Origin of the sequence: Catellatospora bangladeshensis, from assembly GCF_016862575.1 — a bacterium.
GTDB lineage: Bacteria > Actinomycetota > Actinomycetes > Mycobacteriales > Micromonosporaceae > Catellatospora > Catellatospora bangladeshensis.
Window position 1 is genome coordinate 97452 of sequence record NZ_BONF01000032.1, and the last position, 14260, is coordinate 111711.

11 protein-coding genes are annotated in these 14260 nt (G+C 72.4%); 2 read left to right on the forward strand and 9 right to left on the reverse strand.

The genetic code is table 11. The annotated features are described in order from the left end of the window. Window positions 1–58 precede the first annotated feature (58 nt). From pdxS to pgsA, 5 genes are all read right to left on the reverse strand, one after another. Complete coding sequence (gene pdxS / locus Cba03nite_RS26380; protein ID WP_203751476.1) at window positions 59–967, reverse strand: pyridoxal 5'-phosphate synthase lyase subunit PdxS; 909 nt, start codon at window positions 965–967, stop codon at window positions 59–61. Between the two features lie 310 nt (window positions 968–1277). Then, a complete protein-coding gene (locus Cba03nite_RS26385) occupies window positions 1278–1769 on the reverse strand; it encodes a hypothetical protein (protein ID WP_203751478.1) in 492 nt (163 codons plus the stop codon). 41 nt (window positions 1770–1810) lie between these two features. After that, entirely contained in the window at window positions 1811–2965 is a 1155-nt protein-coding gene (locus Cba03nite_RS26390) for a glycosyltransferase family 4 protein (protein ID WP_203751481.1), read from the reverse strand. Window position 2966: 1 nt separating this feature from the next. Continuing rightward, the gene (locus tag Cba03nite_RS26395) at window positions 2967–3914 is read right to left on the reverse strand and encodes a phosphatidylinositol mannoside acyltransferase (RefSeq protein WP_203751485.1); all 948 of its coding nucleotides are present in this window, start codon (window positions 3912–3914) and stop codon (window positions 2967–2969) included. Continuing rightward, window positions 3911–4531, reverse strand: coding sequence for a phosphatidylinositol phosphate synthase (pgsA, locus tag Cba03nite_RS26400; RefSeq protein ID WP_203751487.1), 621 nt, complete (start codon window positions 4529–4531; stop codon window positions 3911–3913). Before pgsA ends, Cba03nite_RS26395 begins: the two co-directional genes overlap by 4 nt. A gap of 136 nt (window positions 4532–4667) precedes the next feature. Here pgsA and Cba03nite_RS26405 point away from each other — a divergent pair, with 136 nt between their 5' ends. Further along, window positions 4668–6830 carry an elongation factor G-like protein EF-G2 gene (locus Cba03nite_RS26405; RefSeq protein ID WP_203751489.1) on the forward strand — a complete coding sequence of 721 codons (2163 nt, stop codon included), beginning with the start codon at window positions 4668–4670 and terminating at the stop codon, window positions 6828–6830. Window positions 6831–6854: 24 nt separating this feature from the next. Here Cba03nite_RS26405 and Cba03nite_RS26410 read toward each other — a convergent pair whose 3' ends face one another. From Cba03nite_RS26410 to thrS, 4 genes are all read right to left on the reverse strand, one after another. After that, the gene (locus Cba03nite_RS26410) at window positions 6855–7652 is read right to left on the reverse strand and encodes a polysaccharide deacetylase family protein (protein WP_203751491.1); all 798 of its coding nucleotides are present in this window, start codon (window positions 7650–7652) and stop codon (window positions 6855–6857) included. 170 nt (window positions 7653–7822) lie between these two features. After that, the gene (locus tag Cba03nite_RS26415; RefSeq protein ID WP_203751494.1) at window positions 7823–8530 is read right to left on the reverse strand and encodes a VOC family protein; all 708 of its coding nucleotides are present in this window, start codon (window positions 8528–8530) and stop codon (window positions 7823–7825) included. A gap of 55 nt (window positions 8531–8585) precedes the next feature. Further along, entirely contained in the window at window positions 8586–9032 is a 447-nt protein-coding gene (locus Cba03nite_RS26420) for an HIT family protein (RefSeq protein WP_203751608.1), read from the reverse strand. A 47-nt stretch (window positions 9033–9079) separates the two neighbouring features. Further along, on the reverse strand, window positions 9080–11125 hold the full coding sequence (gene thrS, locus Cba03nite_RS26425; RefSeq protein ID WP_203751496.1) for a threonine--tRNA ligase: 2046 nt from the start codon (window positions 11123–11125) through the stop codon (window positions 9080–9082). Between the two features lie 163 nt (window positions 11126–11288). On the opposite strand from thrS, the gene Cba03nite_RS26430 reads away from it, so the two are divergent. Next, the gene (locus Cba03nite_RS26430) at window positions 11289–14255 is read left to right on the forward strand and encodes an EAL domain-containing protein (protein ID WP_203751498.1); all 2967 of its coding nucleotides are present in this window, start codon (window positions 11289–11291) and stop codon (window positions 14253–14255) included. The last annotated feature ends 5 nt before the right edge of the window (window positions 14256–14260 follow it).

Genomic DNA, 14260 nt, shown 5'->3' on the forward strand with positions numbered 1-14260 from the left:
TGTGCGTATCTTGGGCGCGCTTTCGCCCATGTGCCTGGCAAGTCGGACGATCATCGGGTCACCAGCCGCGCTCGGCCAGGCGGTGCGGCTGCGGGATCTCGTCGACGTTGATGCCGACCATGGCCTCGCCCAGGCCGCGGGAGACCTTGGCGAGCACGTCCGGGTCGTCGTAGAAGGTGGTGGCCTTCACGATGGCCTCGGCGCGCTGCGCCGGGTTGCCCGACTTGAAGATGCCGGAGCCGACGAACACGCCCTCGGCGCCGAGCTGCATCATCATCGCGGCGTCGGCGGGGGTGGCGATGCCGCCCGCGGTGAACAGCACGACCGGCAGCTTGCCGGTCTCCGCGACCTCCTTGACCAGCTCGTACGGCGCCTGCAGCTCCTTGGCGGCGACGTAGAGCTCGTCGGCGGGCAGCGTGGTCAGCTTCTTGATCTCGGCGCGGATCTTCCGCATGTGGGTGGTCGCGTTGGAGACGTCACCGGTGCCGGCCTCGCCCTTGGAGCGGATCATGGCCGCGCCCTCGGTGATCCGGCGCAGCGCCTCGCCGAGGTTGGTCGCGCCGCACACGAACGGCACGGTGAACTGCCACTTGTCGATGTGGTTGGCGTAGTCGGCCGGGGTGAGCACCTCGGACTCGTCCACGTAGTCGACGCCGAGCGCCTGGAGCACCTGGGCCTCGACGAAGTGACCGATGCGGGCCTTGGCCATGACCGGGATGGAGACTGCGTTGATGATGCCGTCGATCATGTCCGGGTCGCTCATCCGGGACACGCCGCCCTGGGCGCGGATGTCGGCCGGCACGCGCTCCAGCGCCATGACGGCGACGGCGCCCGCGTCCTCGGCGATCTTCGCCTGCTCCGGGGTGACGACGTCCATGATCACGCCGCCCTTGAGCATCTCGGCCATGCCGCGCTTCACGCGGGCGGTGCCGGTCACCGGTACGTTCACAGACTCGGTTGCAGACATGATGTCGCGCTTCTCCTGACCAACGGGATCTCGAAAGCAGCGAGCCGGCGCGCCTACCTGGGCGTTCACAGGCTCCGCTGCACCCGATTCTACGTGGGGCCACTTCGCCGCCCCCACTGCCAATCAACACCCGGTGGCCCGGCCTGTGACCCGCATCACACGCCTGACCTGCGCTCGCTCCCCGGCGGTGACCCAGGTCGCACCGCTCGCCCGTCGCCGCGGCAGGTGCATAGCGAAGATCGGTGTCTCGTGTCACAACCTGCGGCCAGACCACAGATCATGGCACGAGACCGCGATCATGGCTGCCGGCTCACGCACCCGCAAGGGTCGGGTCGTCGATGTCGAAGTACGCCGGGCGGGTGTGTTTGCGGTTCAGGCGCAGTACGCGGACCAGGGGGCGCTCGCGGGAGGCGAGCGCGGCGCGGACCAGGTCGGTGTGCATCTGCCGGGCCAGCGCGACCCGGCGGCTGGCCGCCACCACCGCCGCCCCGTTCGGCTCCTGCGGGTCGAAGGGCTGCTTGCGCAGGGTCCGGGTGAGATCGTTCTCGGCGGCCTCGCGGTCGTCCTCGCGGGCGTCGAGCGCGGCACGGGCCGCCGCGTAGAGGTCCGCACCCGCCGGATCGGCCGCCAGCTCCGTCTCGGCCAGCACCGCCGCGGCGGCCGCACGGCGCACCAGCTGCGAGTCCAGGGCCCGGCCCGCCGAGGCGGCGCGCAGGTGCAGCCGGTCCACCCGGCTCGCGGTCCAGGTGACGTAGGACGCGATCACGACCACCAAGGCCACCACGCCGATCACCCAACCCATGCGGGGCATCGTAGTGGGGCGCTGTTAAGCGCGCGTTCCCGCTACCACTCCGCCGGCTCCTCGGCGCCGCTGACCGTCTCCCCGCAGGCCTCGATCGCCGAGTTGTAGACCTCCAGCACCCGCGAGGCGACCACCGGCCAGTCGTACGCCGCGACCACCTTGCCCGCGTGCGCGGCCAGCGCCTGCCGCCGCTGCGCGTCGTCGAGCAGCTCGCTGATGGTCTGCCCGAGCACGCCCGCGTCGCCGTTGGGGAACAGCGCCCCCGCCCGGCCGCCGTCCAGCACCCGCCGGAACGCGTCGAGGTCGGTGGCGACGACCGCGGTCCCGGCCGCCATCGCCTCGGTCAGGATCATGCCGAAGGACTCGCCGCCGGTGTTGGGCGCGATGTAGAGGTCGACGCTGCGCAGCATGCGCGCCTTGTCCTGCTCGGAGACCTTGCCCAGGAACGTGGTGCGCGCCGCGACCTCCGCGGGCAGCTCCATCTCGGCCAGGTCGCCGGGCCCGGCCACCAGCAGCCGCATCCCGGGCCGCTGCGGCATGACGTCGGACAGCGCGCGGGCCAGGATGTCGAAGCCCTTGCGCGGCTCGGTGAAGCGGCCCAGGAAGCCGACGGTGCCGCCGGAGCCCGGCGCGCACTCCCCCGGCCAGCCGGGCAGCGGCTCGGCATCGGCGAAGTGCGCCACCGACACCCCGTTGGGGATCTCCACGGCGCCGCCGTCCAGGTGCTCGACCTGCACCCGGCGGGCCAGCTCGCTGACCGCGATGCGGCCGGTGATCCGCTCCAGCACCACCCGCGCCACCGGCGCGCCCGCCGCCAGCGCCCGGGACCGGGTGATCGCGGTGTGGAAGGTGGCCACCACCGGGCCGCGCGCCGACATGACGGCCAGCAGCGACAGGCTCGGGGTGAGCGGCTCGTGCACGTGCAGCACGTCGAAGTCGCCCTGGTGCAGCCAGCGGCGCACCCGCGCGGCCGAGATCGGCCCGAAGTTCAGCCGGGCCACCGAGCCGTTGTACGGCACCGGCACGGCCCGCCCGGCGGCCACCACGTAGTCCGGCAGCGGCTGGTCGTCGTCGGCGGGGGCGAGCACGCTCACCTCGTGCCCCATCCCGATCAGCGTCTCGGCGAGGTCGCGCACGTGGAACTGCACCCCGCCCGGCACGTCCAGCGAGTACGGGCAGACGATCCCGATCCGCACGTCACTCCTCCGGGTCGGTGGCGCCGGCGGAGGCCACCGCGCGGCGGGCCGTCCCGGAGCCGTTCATCGGCGGCTCGGTCAGCCACAGCTTCTGGAGCATGTGCCAGTCTGCCGGGTGGGCGGCGATCCCGCGCGCCAGGCCGTCGGCCACCTGCTGGGTGAGCAGCCGCACTCTCGTGTCCAGGGAGCCCGCCGACGGGTCCGGCACCGGCAGCGGGCCGACCACCCGGCCGCAGCCCGCGTCCGGCTCGTACCACATGTCCACCACGAACAGCGGCGCGCCGGTGCGCAGCGCCAGCATCGCCGGGCCGGCCGGCATGCGGGTGCGCCCGCCGAAGAAGTCGACCTCGACCCCGCGCGCGGACAGGTCCCGGTCGGCCAGCAGCGGCACGATGTGCGCCTGGCCGAGCCGCTCCGCCAGGATGTCGATCGGCGAGCCCTGCCCGCCGGTGGCCGGGATGATGCTCATGCCCAGCTGCTCGCGGTAGGCGAGGAAGCGCTGGTAGACGCCCTCCGGCTTGAGCCGCTCGGCGACCGTGGTCAGCGGCAGGCCGCTCGCGGTCACCATCGCTCCGGCCGCGTCCCAGTTGCCCGCGTGCGGCAGCGCCACGATCGCGCCGGTGCCCGCCGCGTGCGCCGCGGCCAGCTTGTCGTAGTCGTGCAGCCGGAAGCCGTCGCGCAGCTGCTCCCGCGACTTCGACGGCAGCCGGAACGCCTCCAGCCAGTAGCGGGCGTACGAGCGCATCGCGTCGCGTACCAGCGAATCGGGTGCGGGCTCGCCCAGCACGCAGCTCAGGTTGCGGGCCAGGCGCTGCACCCCGGGGCCGCGCTTGGCCGCCGCCCGGTCCGCACCGGCCCGGAACAGCGCCTTCGCGGCAGGCTCGGGCATGGTCCGCACCAGCCGCCACCCGGCCGCATAACCCAGCTCGACAAGCCGCTCCTTGTTCACACCGCCTCCCCGGCGGCCTCGTGCCTGCGCACGTGCCACATGCGCTGGCCGACGGTGAAGATGGAGCCGGCCGCGAGCAGCCACAGCGACGCGGGCAGGCCCCAGGCCAGGCCGAAGCCGGTGAGCAGCGCGCCCACCCCGACGATGATCAGGCGCTCGGCGCGCTCGACGAGGCCCACGTGGCAGGACATGCCCAGACCCTCGGCGCGCGCCTTGACGTAGGACACGACCTGCCCGGCGACCAGGCAGATCAGGGCCGCGGCCAGTGCCCAGCGGTCGCCGGTGCCGGCGTACCACCAGATGATGCCCGCGAAGATGGCACCGTCGGCGATGCGGTCCATCGTCGAGTCCAGCAACGCGCCGTAGCGGCTGGCGCTGCCGCGGGCCCGCGCCATCGCCCCGTCCATCACGTCGGTGAGGCCGCACACTAGGATGATCAACACGGCGGCGACGAAGTGCCCGCGCGCTGCGAAGCCGAACGCCCCGACCAGCACGCCCAGGGTGCCCACCACGGTCACCGCGTTCGGGCTGACACCCGCGCGGAGCAGCGCCCGGCTGAGAGGATCTAGCAGCCGGGCCGTACCGGCCTTGCCCACCACGCTGAGGATCTTCGCCATGATGGCGCTAACGATAGCGGTGGGCGTCACGGCGCTCGACGGCGGCGACACGCGCACGCCGGTCTTGTGTCCGAACGCCCGATGGGTGTGGGATCGGGAAACAATGCAGTAACCGACACGGATACAGGAGGCGGACATGGCGCGCGGCGACAGGGAGAAGGTCTCACAGGCTCCGGCGCAGGTCGCCGAGGAGCCTTCCGACGTGCGCAACGTCGTGGTGGTCGGGCACGCCGGCAGCGGCAAGACGACGCTGGTAGAGGCGCTGCTCGCGGCCACCGGGACGATCGGCCGGGCCGGTTCGGTCGCCGACGGCAGCACCGTCACCGACCACGACCCGGCCGCCGTCAAGCAGCAGCGCTCGGTCGCGCTGGCCTGCGCGCCGCTGACCCACGACGGGGTCAAGGTCAACCTGCTGGACACGCCCGGCTACGCCGACTTCGTCGGTGAGCTGCGGGCCGGCCTGCGCGCCGCCGACGCCGCCCTGTTCGTGGTGAGCGCCTGGGACGGGATGGACGCGGCCACCGCCACCCTCTGGGAGGAGTGCGCCGCGGTCGGCATGCCGCGCGCCGTGGCGATCACCCGGCTGGACCACCCGAGGGCCGACTTCGACGAGGCCCTCGCGCTGTGCCAGCGGGTCTTCGGCGAGGAGATCCAGCCGCTGTACCTGCCCATGCACGGCGACGACGGCCAGTCCGTCGAGGGCCTGATCGGCCTGATCTCGCAGCAGGTGTACGACTACTCCGGCGGCTACCCGCCCCAGGTGCGCGAGCCCGACCCGGAGCACCTGCCCGCCATCGAGGAGTCCCGCGGCGAGCTGATCGAGGGGATCATCGCCGAGAGCGAGGACGAGACCCTGATGGACCGCTACCTCGCGGGCGAGGCCATCGACCAGCAGGTGCTCGTCGACGACCTGGAGAAGGCAGTGGCCCGCGGCCACTTCCACCCCGTGGTGCCCGTCTGCGCCGAGACCGGCGTCGGCCTGGACGCGCTGCTGGAGCTGCTCACCCGGGCCTTCCCGACCCCGCTGGAGCACCCGCTGCCCGCGGTCACCGGCGTGGACGGCGCCCCGCGTGACGCGCTCACCTGCGACCCGGACGGCCCGCTGGTCGCCGAGGTGGTCAAGACGACCATCGACCCGTACGTGGGCCGGGTCAGCCTGGTCCGTGTCTTCTCCGGCACGCTGCGCCCGGACACCCCGGTGCACATCAGCGGCCACGGCCTGGCCGAGCGCGGTCACCCCGACCACGACGCCGACGAGCGGGTCACCCACCTCTACTCACCGCTGGGCGCCAGCCTGCGCGAGGTCGGCAAGTGCATCGCGGGTGACATCTGCGCGGTCACCAAGTCCACCGCCGCCGAGACCGGCGACACCATCTCGGCCAAGGACCGGCCGCTGCTGATGGCGCCGTGGCAGATGCCCGAGCCGCTGCTGCCGGTGGCCGTGGTGCCCAAGACCCGCTCGGACGAGGACGCCCTGGCCAAGAACCTGGCCAAGCTGGTCGCGGGCGACCCGACGCTGCGCCTGGAGCGCAACCCGGAGACCCACCAGCTCGTGCTGTGGTGCATGGGCGAGGCGCACGCCGATGTGGTGCTGGACCGGCTGCGCGCGGGCGGCGTCGAGCTGAGCACCGAACCGGCCAAGGTCGCGCTGCGCGAGGCGTTCGCCGCGCCCGCCGCCGGGCAGGGCCGCCACGTGAAGCAGTCCGGCGGGCACGGCCAGTACGCCGTGTGCGCGATCCAGCTGGAGCCGCTGCCGCGCGGCGCGGGCATCGAGTTCGTCGACAAGATCGTCGGTGGCGCGATCCCGCACAACTACATCCCCAGCGTCGAGAAGGGGGTACGCGCGCAGGCCGAGCGCGGCATCGCGGCCGGCTACCCCGTCGTCGACTTCCGGGTCACCCTGGTCGACGGCAAGGCGCACAGCGTCGACTCCTCCGACGCCGCCTTCCAGACCGCGGGCAGCATGGCGCTCAAGGACGCCGCGGAGAAGGCGCAGATCACGCTCCTGGAACCGGTCGACGAGGTGGTCATCACGGTGCCCGACAGCGCGGTGGGCGCGGTGATGAGCGACCTGTCCGGCCGCCGCGGGCGGGTGCTCGGCTCCGAGTCGGACCCCGGCGGCGGCGACCGCACCCAGGTCCGCGCCGAGGTCCCGGCGGTGGAGCTGCTGCGCTACCTGGTCGACCTGCGCTCGATGACGGCAGGCGCGGGCACCTTCACCCGCGAGTTCGCCCGCTACGAGCCCATGCCCGGCCACCTCGCCGACCAGGCCCGCAAGGACCACGCCACGTCGCGCTGAGCCGCCCGTCCCCGCCGCGGCGCGTCAGGTGGCCGTGGCGGGGGCCGGATCGGCGGCGGCGAGCAGCTCGGAGACCGTGGCGAACTCGAAGCCGCGGGCACGGACCGCCTTGATGATCTCCCGCAGGTTGTCGATGCAGACCAGCCGGTCCTTCGGGCCGACGTCGTGGGCGAGGATCACGGTGCCGGGCCGGGCCGCCTCGGCGGTGTCGGCCACGATCCCGCCCGGATCGTCCACGAACACGCTCTCCCGCATCCGCTGCGACCACATGATCACGTCGTACCCGAACTCCTCGGCGACGGTCAGCGTGGACCCGCCGAGGTGCCCCCACGGCGGGCGCAGCAGCGTCGGGACCCGGCCGACGTGCTCGGTGATCGCGTCGTGGCAGCGGCGCAGCTGCTCGCGCACCTTGCGCTCGTCGCGCTGGGCGAGGTCCTTGTGCGCCCAGGTGTGGTTGCCGACCTCGTGCCGGGCGTAGCGCCCCTTGACCAGGCCGGCGTTCTTGACCAGCCGCTCGCCGACGACGAAGAACGTCGCTTTGGCGCCCAGCTCGTCCAGCGCGTCGAGCACCCGCGGCGTCCAGTCGGGCTCGGGCCCGTCGTCGAAGGTCAGCGCCACCAGCGGCCTGCTCGTGTTGACGTGCCAGACGGTGCGCACCGTGCCGTTGTGCCAGCCCAGCTCGTTGCCGGCGGGCGCGTACCCGCCGTCGATGGGCAGCCGGTCCGGGCCGAACCAGCTCTTGGCCCGCATGCCGACGACGGCGGCGGTCGCGCCGACCCCGCCCGCGGCGAGCATGCGGAAGACCCCCCGCCGTGAAACCATCCCCGTCCCCATCCCCCCGCATCCACCGCGCCGGAGGGGCCGGGCGGTGTTCGATGCGTCTACCGGAATGATGACGTGGGCGAGGCGCTCGCGGTTGCATTCGGCCGATCACGTCACAGCCGGTGACGGCGGCCGGGTGTCCCGCACGTCCGCACGGGACACCCGGAGGTTCACCAGACCAGGCAGAACGGGTGGCCGGCCGGGTCGGCGTACACCCGCCAGTTGTCGCCCTCGCCGGGCAGCCGCGTCGCGCCGAGCGCGAGCACCTTCGGCTCCGCCTCCTCGACGTCGGCGACCTCCACGTCGAGGTGGAACTGCTGGGGGTATGCCGGGTCGGGCCAGCGCGGCGCGCGATGCTCCGCGATCTCCTGGAAGATCACCGCGAGCTTGCCCTCCTTGGAGATCATGGCGCCGCCCTCGCCCTCCCAGGTCACCGGGAAGCCGAGCAGCTCGCTGTAGAAGCGGGCCAGCGGCCCGGCCTGCTCGCAGTCGATCGCCACGTCGGCGAGCGCCACGCTGTCCACGTCGGCCTGGCACAGGCAGAACGGGTGCCCGGCCGGGTCGGCCAGCACGGTGAAGGTGTCGCCGCCGCCGGGCAGCCGCGTCGCGCCGAGCTCGACCGCCCGCTCGACCGCCGCGGCCATGTCGGGCACGCGCAGGTCGAGGTGCATCTGCTGCGGGTACGCCGGGTCGGGCCAGCGCGGCGGGACGTGGTCGTCGGCCCGCTGGAACCCGATCCGGGTGCCGTCGGCGGTCTTGAGGAGGATCCATTCGTCGTCGGCGTAGTGCTCGACGAGCCCGGCCAGCTCGGCGTAGAAACCCGCCAGGCCCTTGAGGTCGGGCGTATCGAGCACGACGGTCTTTAGTTCGCCAATCATGGCGGCCATCCTTCCGCAGGGGTACGACGTAATCGCGTACCCCTGCGGCGTGGCGTTACGCCGGCCAGGCCTCGCGCAGCAGGTCCCGGGTGTCGGTGAGCAGCTGCGGCAGGGCCTTGGTGCGGGCGACGACGGGCAGGAAGTTGTTGTCGCCGCCCCACCGCGGCACCACGTGCTGGTGCAGGTGCGCGGCGATGCCCGCCCCGGCGGCGTGGCCCTGGTTGAGCCCGATGTTGAAGCCGTGCGCGCTGGACACCTTGCGCACCACCCGCATCGCCGTCTTGGTGAACTCGGCCAGCTCGGCCGTCTCCGCCGCGTCCAGCTCCGGGTAGTCGTCGATGTGCCGGTACGGGCAGATCAGCAGGTGCCCCGGGTTGTACGGGAACCGGTTGAGCACCGCGTACACGGCCTCACCGCGCGCCACCACGAGCCCGTCCGGGTCGTCGACGGGCGCGACGCAGAACGGGCAGTCGGCGGACCGGGCGCCGCCGACGTACGCCATGCGCCACGGCGTCCACAGCCGCTCCAGGCCGTCGGGGTCGGGTCCGGTCACGCGGCGGCTTCCTGCGGGGCGTCGGCGGCCGGGGCCGACGGGCCGGTGTTGACGCGCGAGCGCACCACGTCGACGACGTGCGCGACGGCCTCGTCGAGGCTGACGCCGTTGCGCTGCGAGCCGTCGCGGTAGCGGAAGGACACCGTGCCGTCGGCCAGGTCCTGGTCGCCGACGATCGCCATGAACGGGATCTTCTGCTGCTGCGCGGTGCGGATCTTCTTCTGCATCCGCTCGTCGGAGGAGTCCACCTCGGCCCGGATGCCCTGCTTGCGCAGCCGCGCGACGAAGTCGAACAGGAACGCGGTGTGCCCGGCCTCGTCGTCGGAGCGGATCGGGATGCCCACCACCTGCACCGGCGCCAGCCAGGCCGGGAACGCGCCCGCGTAGTGCTCGGTGAGCACGCCGATGAAGCGCTCGATCGAGCCGAACTTGGCACAGTGGATCATCACCGGCTGCTGCCGGGAGCCGTCGGCGGCCTGGTACTCCAACTCGAAGCCGCGCGGCTGGTTGAAGTCGTACTGGATGGTCGACATCTGCCAGGTGCGGCCGATGGCGTCCTTGGCCTGCACGGAGATCTTCGGGCCGTAGAAGGCCGCGCCGCCCGGGTCCGGGACCAGGGTCAGGCCGGTGTCCCGGGCGCACTGCTCCAGCACCGCGGTCGCGGTCGCCCAGTCCTCCTCCGAGCCGACGAACTTCTCCGGCTTGGAGTCGTCACGGGTGGACAGCTCCAGGAAGAAGTCGGTGATGCCGAAGTCCTTGAGCAGGCCGAGCACGAAGTCCAGCAGGTGCTTGATCTCGGCGGCGGCCTGCTCCTTGGTCACGTACGAGTGCGAGTCGTCCTGGGTGAAGCCGCGCACCCGGGTCAGGCCGTGGATCACGCCCGACTTCTCGAACCGGTACACCGAGCCGAACTCGAACAGCCGGATCGGCAGCTCGCGGTAGGAGCGCCCGCGCGAGCGGTAGATCAGGTTGTGCATCGGGCAGTTCATGGCCTTGAGGTAGTAGTCGCTGCCCTCCATGTCCATCGGCGGGAACATGGTCTCCTTGTAGTAGGGCAGGTGACCCGAGGTGTGGAAGAGGCCTTCCTTGGTGATGTGCGGCGTCCCGACGTACTGGAAGCCCTCCTCGATGTGGCGCAGGCGGACGTAGTCCTCCATCTCGCGCTTGATCACACCGCCCTTGGGGTGGAACACGGCCAGGCCGGAGCCGATCTCGTCGGGGAAGCTGAACAGGTCGAGGTCGGTGCCGAGCTTGCGGTGGTCGCGCCGGGCCGCCTCCTCCAGCAGCTTCAGGTAGTCCTTGAGCTGGTCGCGGGTCGGCCACGCGGTGCCGTAGACCCGCTGCAGCTGCGGGTTCTTCTCCGAGCCGCGCCAGTACGCCGCCGCGGAGCGCATCAGCTTGAACGCGCCGATCAGGCGGGTGGACGGCAGGTGCGGGCCGCGGCACAGGTCGCCCCAGCAGCGCTTGCCGCTCTTGGCGTCGAAGTTGTCGTAGATGGTCAGCTCGCCGCCGCCGACCTCCATCACGTCGTCGCCCGCGTCGCCCTTGATGTCGACCAGCTCGAGCTTGAACGGCTCGTCCTTCAGCTCGGCCTTGGCCTCGTCCAGGGTCTCGAAGCGGCGGCGCTTGAAGGTCTGCCCCGACTTGACGATCTCCTGCATACGCTTCTCGATCTTGTCGAGATCGTCCGGGTGGAACGGCTTGGCCACGCCGAAGTCGTAGTAGAAGCCGTTGTCGATCGGCGGGCCGATCCCGAGCTTGGCCTCGGGGAAGATGTCCTGCACGGCCTGGGCCAGCACGTGCGCGGTGGAGTGGCGCAGCACCGCGAGCCCGTCCGGGCTGTCGATGGCGACCGGCTCGACCTCGGTGTCCACCTCGGGAGCCCAGTCCAGGTCGCGCAGGCGGCCCTCGGGGTCGCGCACCACCACGATCGCCTTGGCGCCGTGCACCGGCAGGCCGGCCGCGGCGATCGCGTCCGCGCCCGTCGTCCCGGCCCGGACGACGACGGGGTCGGCCTGGGGCGGGCTGGTGGGTGCGTTCACGATGATCTCCTCAAGCTCTCTGCAGCGGTTTGTCCGGCTCCGGCCATGCTATCGGTCCGGCTGATCATGCCGGTTACCGGTTCCGGCCCGCGCGGCCCGGCGCCCGGCGCAACTAATGCCCGTTCCGCCCGGATACGCCGCGTCTGCGCGATACCGTCGATAAGTGTCACCAGACCTCACGCTCGGGGTCCTGTCGCCCTTCCTCGGCGGTTGGTACTACGGGGGTGTGCTGGCGGGGATCGCGCGCGCCGCCGCGGCGGCGGGCGCGGGCGTCGTCGCGATCCAGACGCTGGACGCCGGCACCGAGCACATCGAGGTCACCGAGCCGTCCGACCTGACCTACCCGGTGGCCTGGCAGCACGTCTCCGGCTTCGTGGTGGTGCTGCGCGCGGCCACCCACCGCTACCTGGCCGCGATCAAGGCGACCGGGCGGCCGCTGGTCTTCGTCAGCCACCCGATGCCCGAGCTGGGCTGCCCGGTGGTCATGCCGGACAACCGCACCGGCATCACCGAGGCGATCGACCACCTGGTCGCGCACGGGCACCGCCGGATCGGCTTCGCCGGGCACCTGCCCACCGCCGACGTGCGTGAGCGCTATGACGCCTACTGCCAGGCGCTGGCCGGTCACGGTATCGAGCCCGACCCCCGGCTGCTGTTCGCCGCGACCACCAACCAGGTCGACGGCGGCGAGCAGGCCGCCCGGCGCATGCTGGCCGCCGGGATGCCGGCCACGGCGACCGTCGTGGCCACCGACGAGAACGCGACCGGCATCATGGACGTCCTCACCGCCGCCGGTCTGCGGCTGCCACAGGACCAGGCGCTGGTCGGCTTCGACGACCTGCGCTCCAGTTCGTACCTGGTCCCGCGGCTCACCACGGTGCGCCAGCCGATGGAGATGATCGGCCGGACGGCGGCCGAGACGCTGCTGGCGGCGCTGCGCGGCGCGCCCGCGGACGGGCAGATCCTCGTGCCGACCTCGCTCATCGTCCGGGAGTCCTGCGGATGCAGCGGCGACGTCGCCTTCCACACCGACACCGCTCCCCAGCCGCACCGGCGGCTGGCCGACCTGATCGCCATCGCGGTGTCCCCGGTGCACGGCTCGCTGTCGGCGGCCGAGTCGGCCGACATCGTGCACTCCGCGGCGGTGGTCGCGCGGGCGGTGGAGGACACCCCCGCGGCCGTGACCGCCCGGCCCTCCTGCGAGGAGGTGCGGCTGGCCCTGGAGCTGCTGCTGCGCCTGTCCGGCGGGCGCCCCGAGGCGCTGTACGAGATCGCGCACCTGATCCGCGACTACGGCCGGCCCGCCAACGGGGTGCTGCTCATGCTCATGGAGATGCGCGGGCGCACCCTGTTCCAGGACAGCGTCCGGCTGCGCGAGACGCTGACCGCTCAGTACGAGGTCGGCATGGAGCTGCTGCGCGGTCACCAGGAGCCGGCCCGGCTCGGCTGGATGCGCCGCACCTGGGTGCGGGCGGGCTGCTTCGGCCTGTGGAGCGGGGGCCGGCCACCGGCGCTGTCGGACGCCACGCTGGAGACCGCCGGGATGTTCCTGTCCGGCGGGAACAGCACCCTCCCGCTGCCGGCGCAGCCGGTCAGCGAGTTCCCGCCGCAACTGCTGCGCGACCAGGCCGATCCGGCGGCGAACCTCATCGTCTTCGTGGTGCCGGTCAAGAGCGGGACCAGCGACTGGGGCTACCTGGCGGTGGTGGACGTGGTGTCGTCGGTCGGCGCGACCGGCCGGGAGCCGTTCAACCAGTGGGCCGCGCTGCTGGCGGTGGCGCTGGACCGGCAGGCGCTGCTGAAGGAGTCGCTGCGGCAGAAGGAGCAGCTGCGCATCGCCGCGCTGTACGACGAGCTGACCGGCCTGCCCAACCGCACCCTGTTCCTGGACCGGCTGCGCCAGGCCATCCGGCAGTCCCGGCGGCGCACCGGCCGCCCGTTCGGCGTGCTGTTCCTCGACCTCGACGGGTTCAAGGTGGTCAACGACAGCCTCGGCCACTCGGCCGGCGACCGGCTGCTCAAGCAGGTCGCCAAGCGCATCCGGTCCACCCTGCGCGAGTCCGACACGGTGGCCCGGTTCGGCGGCGACGAGTTCCTGGTGCTGCTCGACGACGTCACCGCACCGCACACCCCGGCGCAGGTCGCCGAGCGGCTGCACGCCGTGCTCGCGCAGCCGTTCCACCTGCACGGCCAGGACGTGGTGGTCACCGCGAGCATCGGCATCACGCTGTCCAGCCGCCGCTACAGCAACGCCGAGGACCTGCTGCGCGACGCCGACATCGCGATGTACTCCGCGAAGTCGCGGCACAAGGGGCGGCACGCGGTCTTCGACGTGGCGATGCACGCCAAGGCGGTCACCCGGCTGCAGATCGAGACCGAGCTGCGCCAGGCGCTGGACAACGGCGAGTTCGAGGTGCACTACCAGCCGATCGTGCTGCTGCGCTCGGGCCAGACCAAGGGCTTCGAGGCGCTGATCCGCTGGCGGCACCCGCTGCGCGGGCTGCTGTCGCCGGCCGAGTTCCTGCCCATCGCCGAGGAGACCGGCCTCATCGTGCCGATCGGCCGGTGGATCGTCGACGAGTGCTGCCGCCAGCTCGCCGCCTGGTACGCCGCGGGCGCGCCGAGCGGGCTGAGCGTCGCGGTCAACATCTCCAACCGGCAGTTCTGGGGCGGCAACGTGATCGACGACATCGCCGAGGCGCTGGACCGGCACCGGCCGCCCGGCGGCAGCCTCGCCGTGGAGATCACCGAGGGCGTGGTGATGGAGAACGTCGCCCCGGCCCGCGACATCCTGAACATGCTGCACGAGCTGGGCTGCCAGCTGCACGTCGACGACTTCGGCACCGGCTACTCCTCGCTGGAGGCGCTGCACCGGCTGCCCATCGACGCGCTGAAGATCGACCGGTCGTTCGTGTGGCAGATCAACACCGACCGGCGCAGCGGCGAGCTGGTGCGCACCATCGTGCTGATGGGACGCAACCTCGGCCTGGACCTGATCGCCGAGGGCATCGAGACCGAGCAGCAGCGGGCCCACCTGCTCCGGCTCGGCTGCGGCTACGGCCAGGGCTTCCTGTTCTCCAAGCCGGTGGTCGCGGACGTGGCGTACACCTTGCTCCGCGAGGACGCCTAGACTGC

Excerpts from the sequence above, each read along its gene's own strand:
- pdxS (WP_203751476.1), bottom strand. The coding sequence starts at position 967 with ATGTCTGCAACCGAGTCTGTGAACGTACCGGTGACCGGCACCGCCCGC.
- Cba03nite_RS26385 (WP_203751478.1), bottom strand. The coding sequence starts at position 1,769 with ATGGGTTGGGTGATCGGCGTGGTGGCCTTGGTGGTCGTGATCGCGTCC.
- pgsA (WP_203751487.1), bottom strand. The coding sequence starts at position 4,531 with ATGGCGAAGATCCTCAGCGTGGTGGGCAAGGCCGGTACGGCCCGGCTG.
- Cba03nite_RS26405 (WP_203751489.1), top strand. The coding sequence starts at position 4,668 with ATGGCGCGCGGCGACAGGGAGAAGGTCTCACAGGCTCCGGCGCAGGTC.
- Cba03nite_RS26410 (WP_203751491.1), bottom strand. The coding sequence starts at position 7,652 with ATGGTTTCACGGCGGGGGGTCTTCCGCATGCTCGCCGCGGGCGGGGTC.
- Cba03nite_RS26415 (WP_203751494.1), bottom strand. The coding sequence starts at position 8,530 with ATGATTGGCGAACTAAAGACCGTCGTGCTCGATACGCCCGACCTCAAG.
- Cba03nite_RS26420 (WP_203751608.1), bottom strand. The coding sequence starts at position 9,032 with ATGGCGTACGTCGGCGGCGCCCGGTCCGCCGACTGCCCGTTCTGCGTC.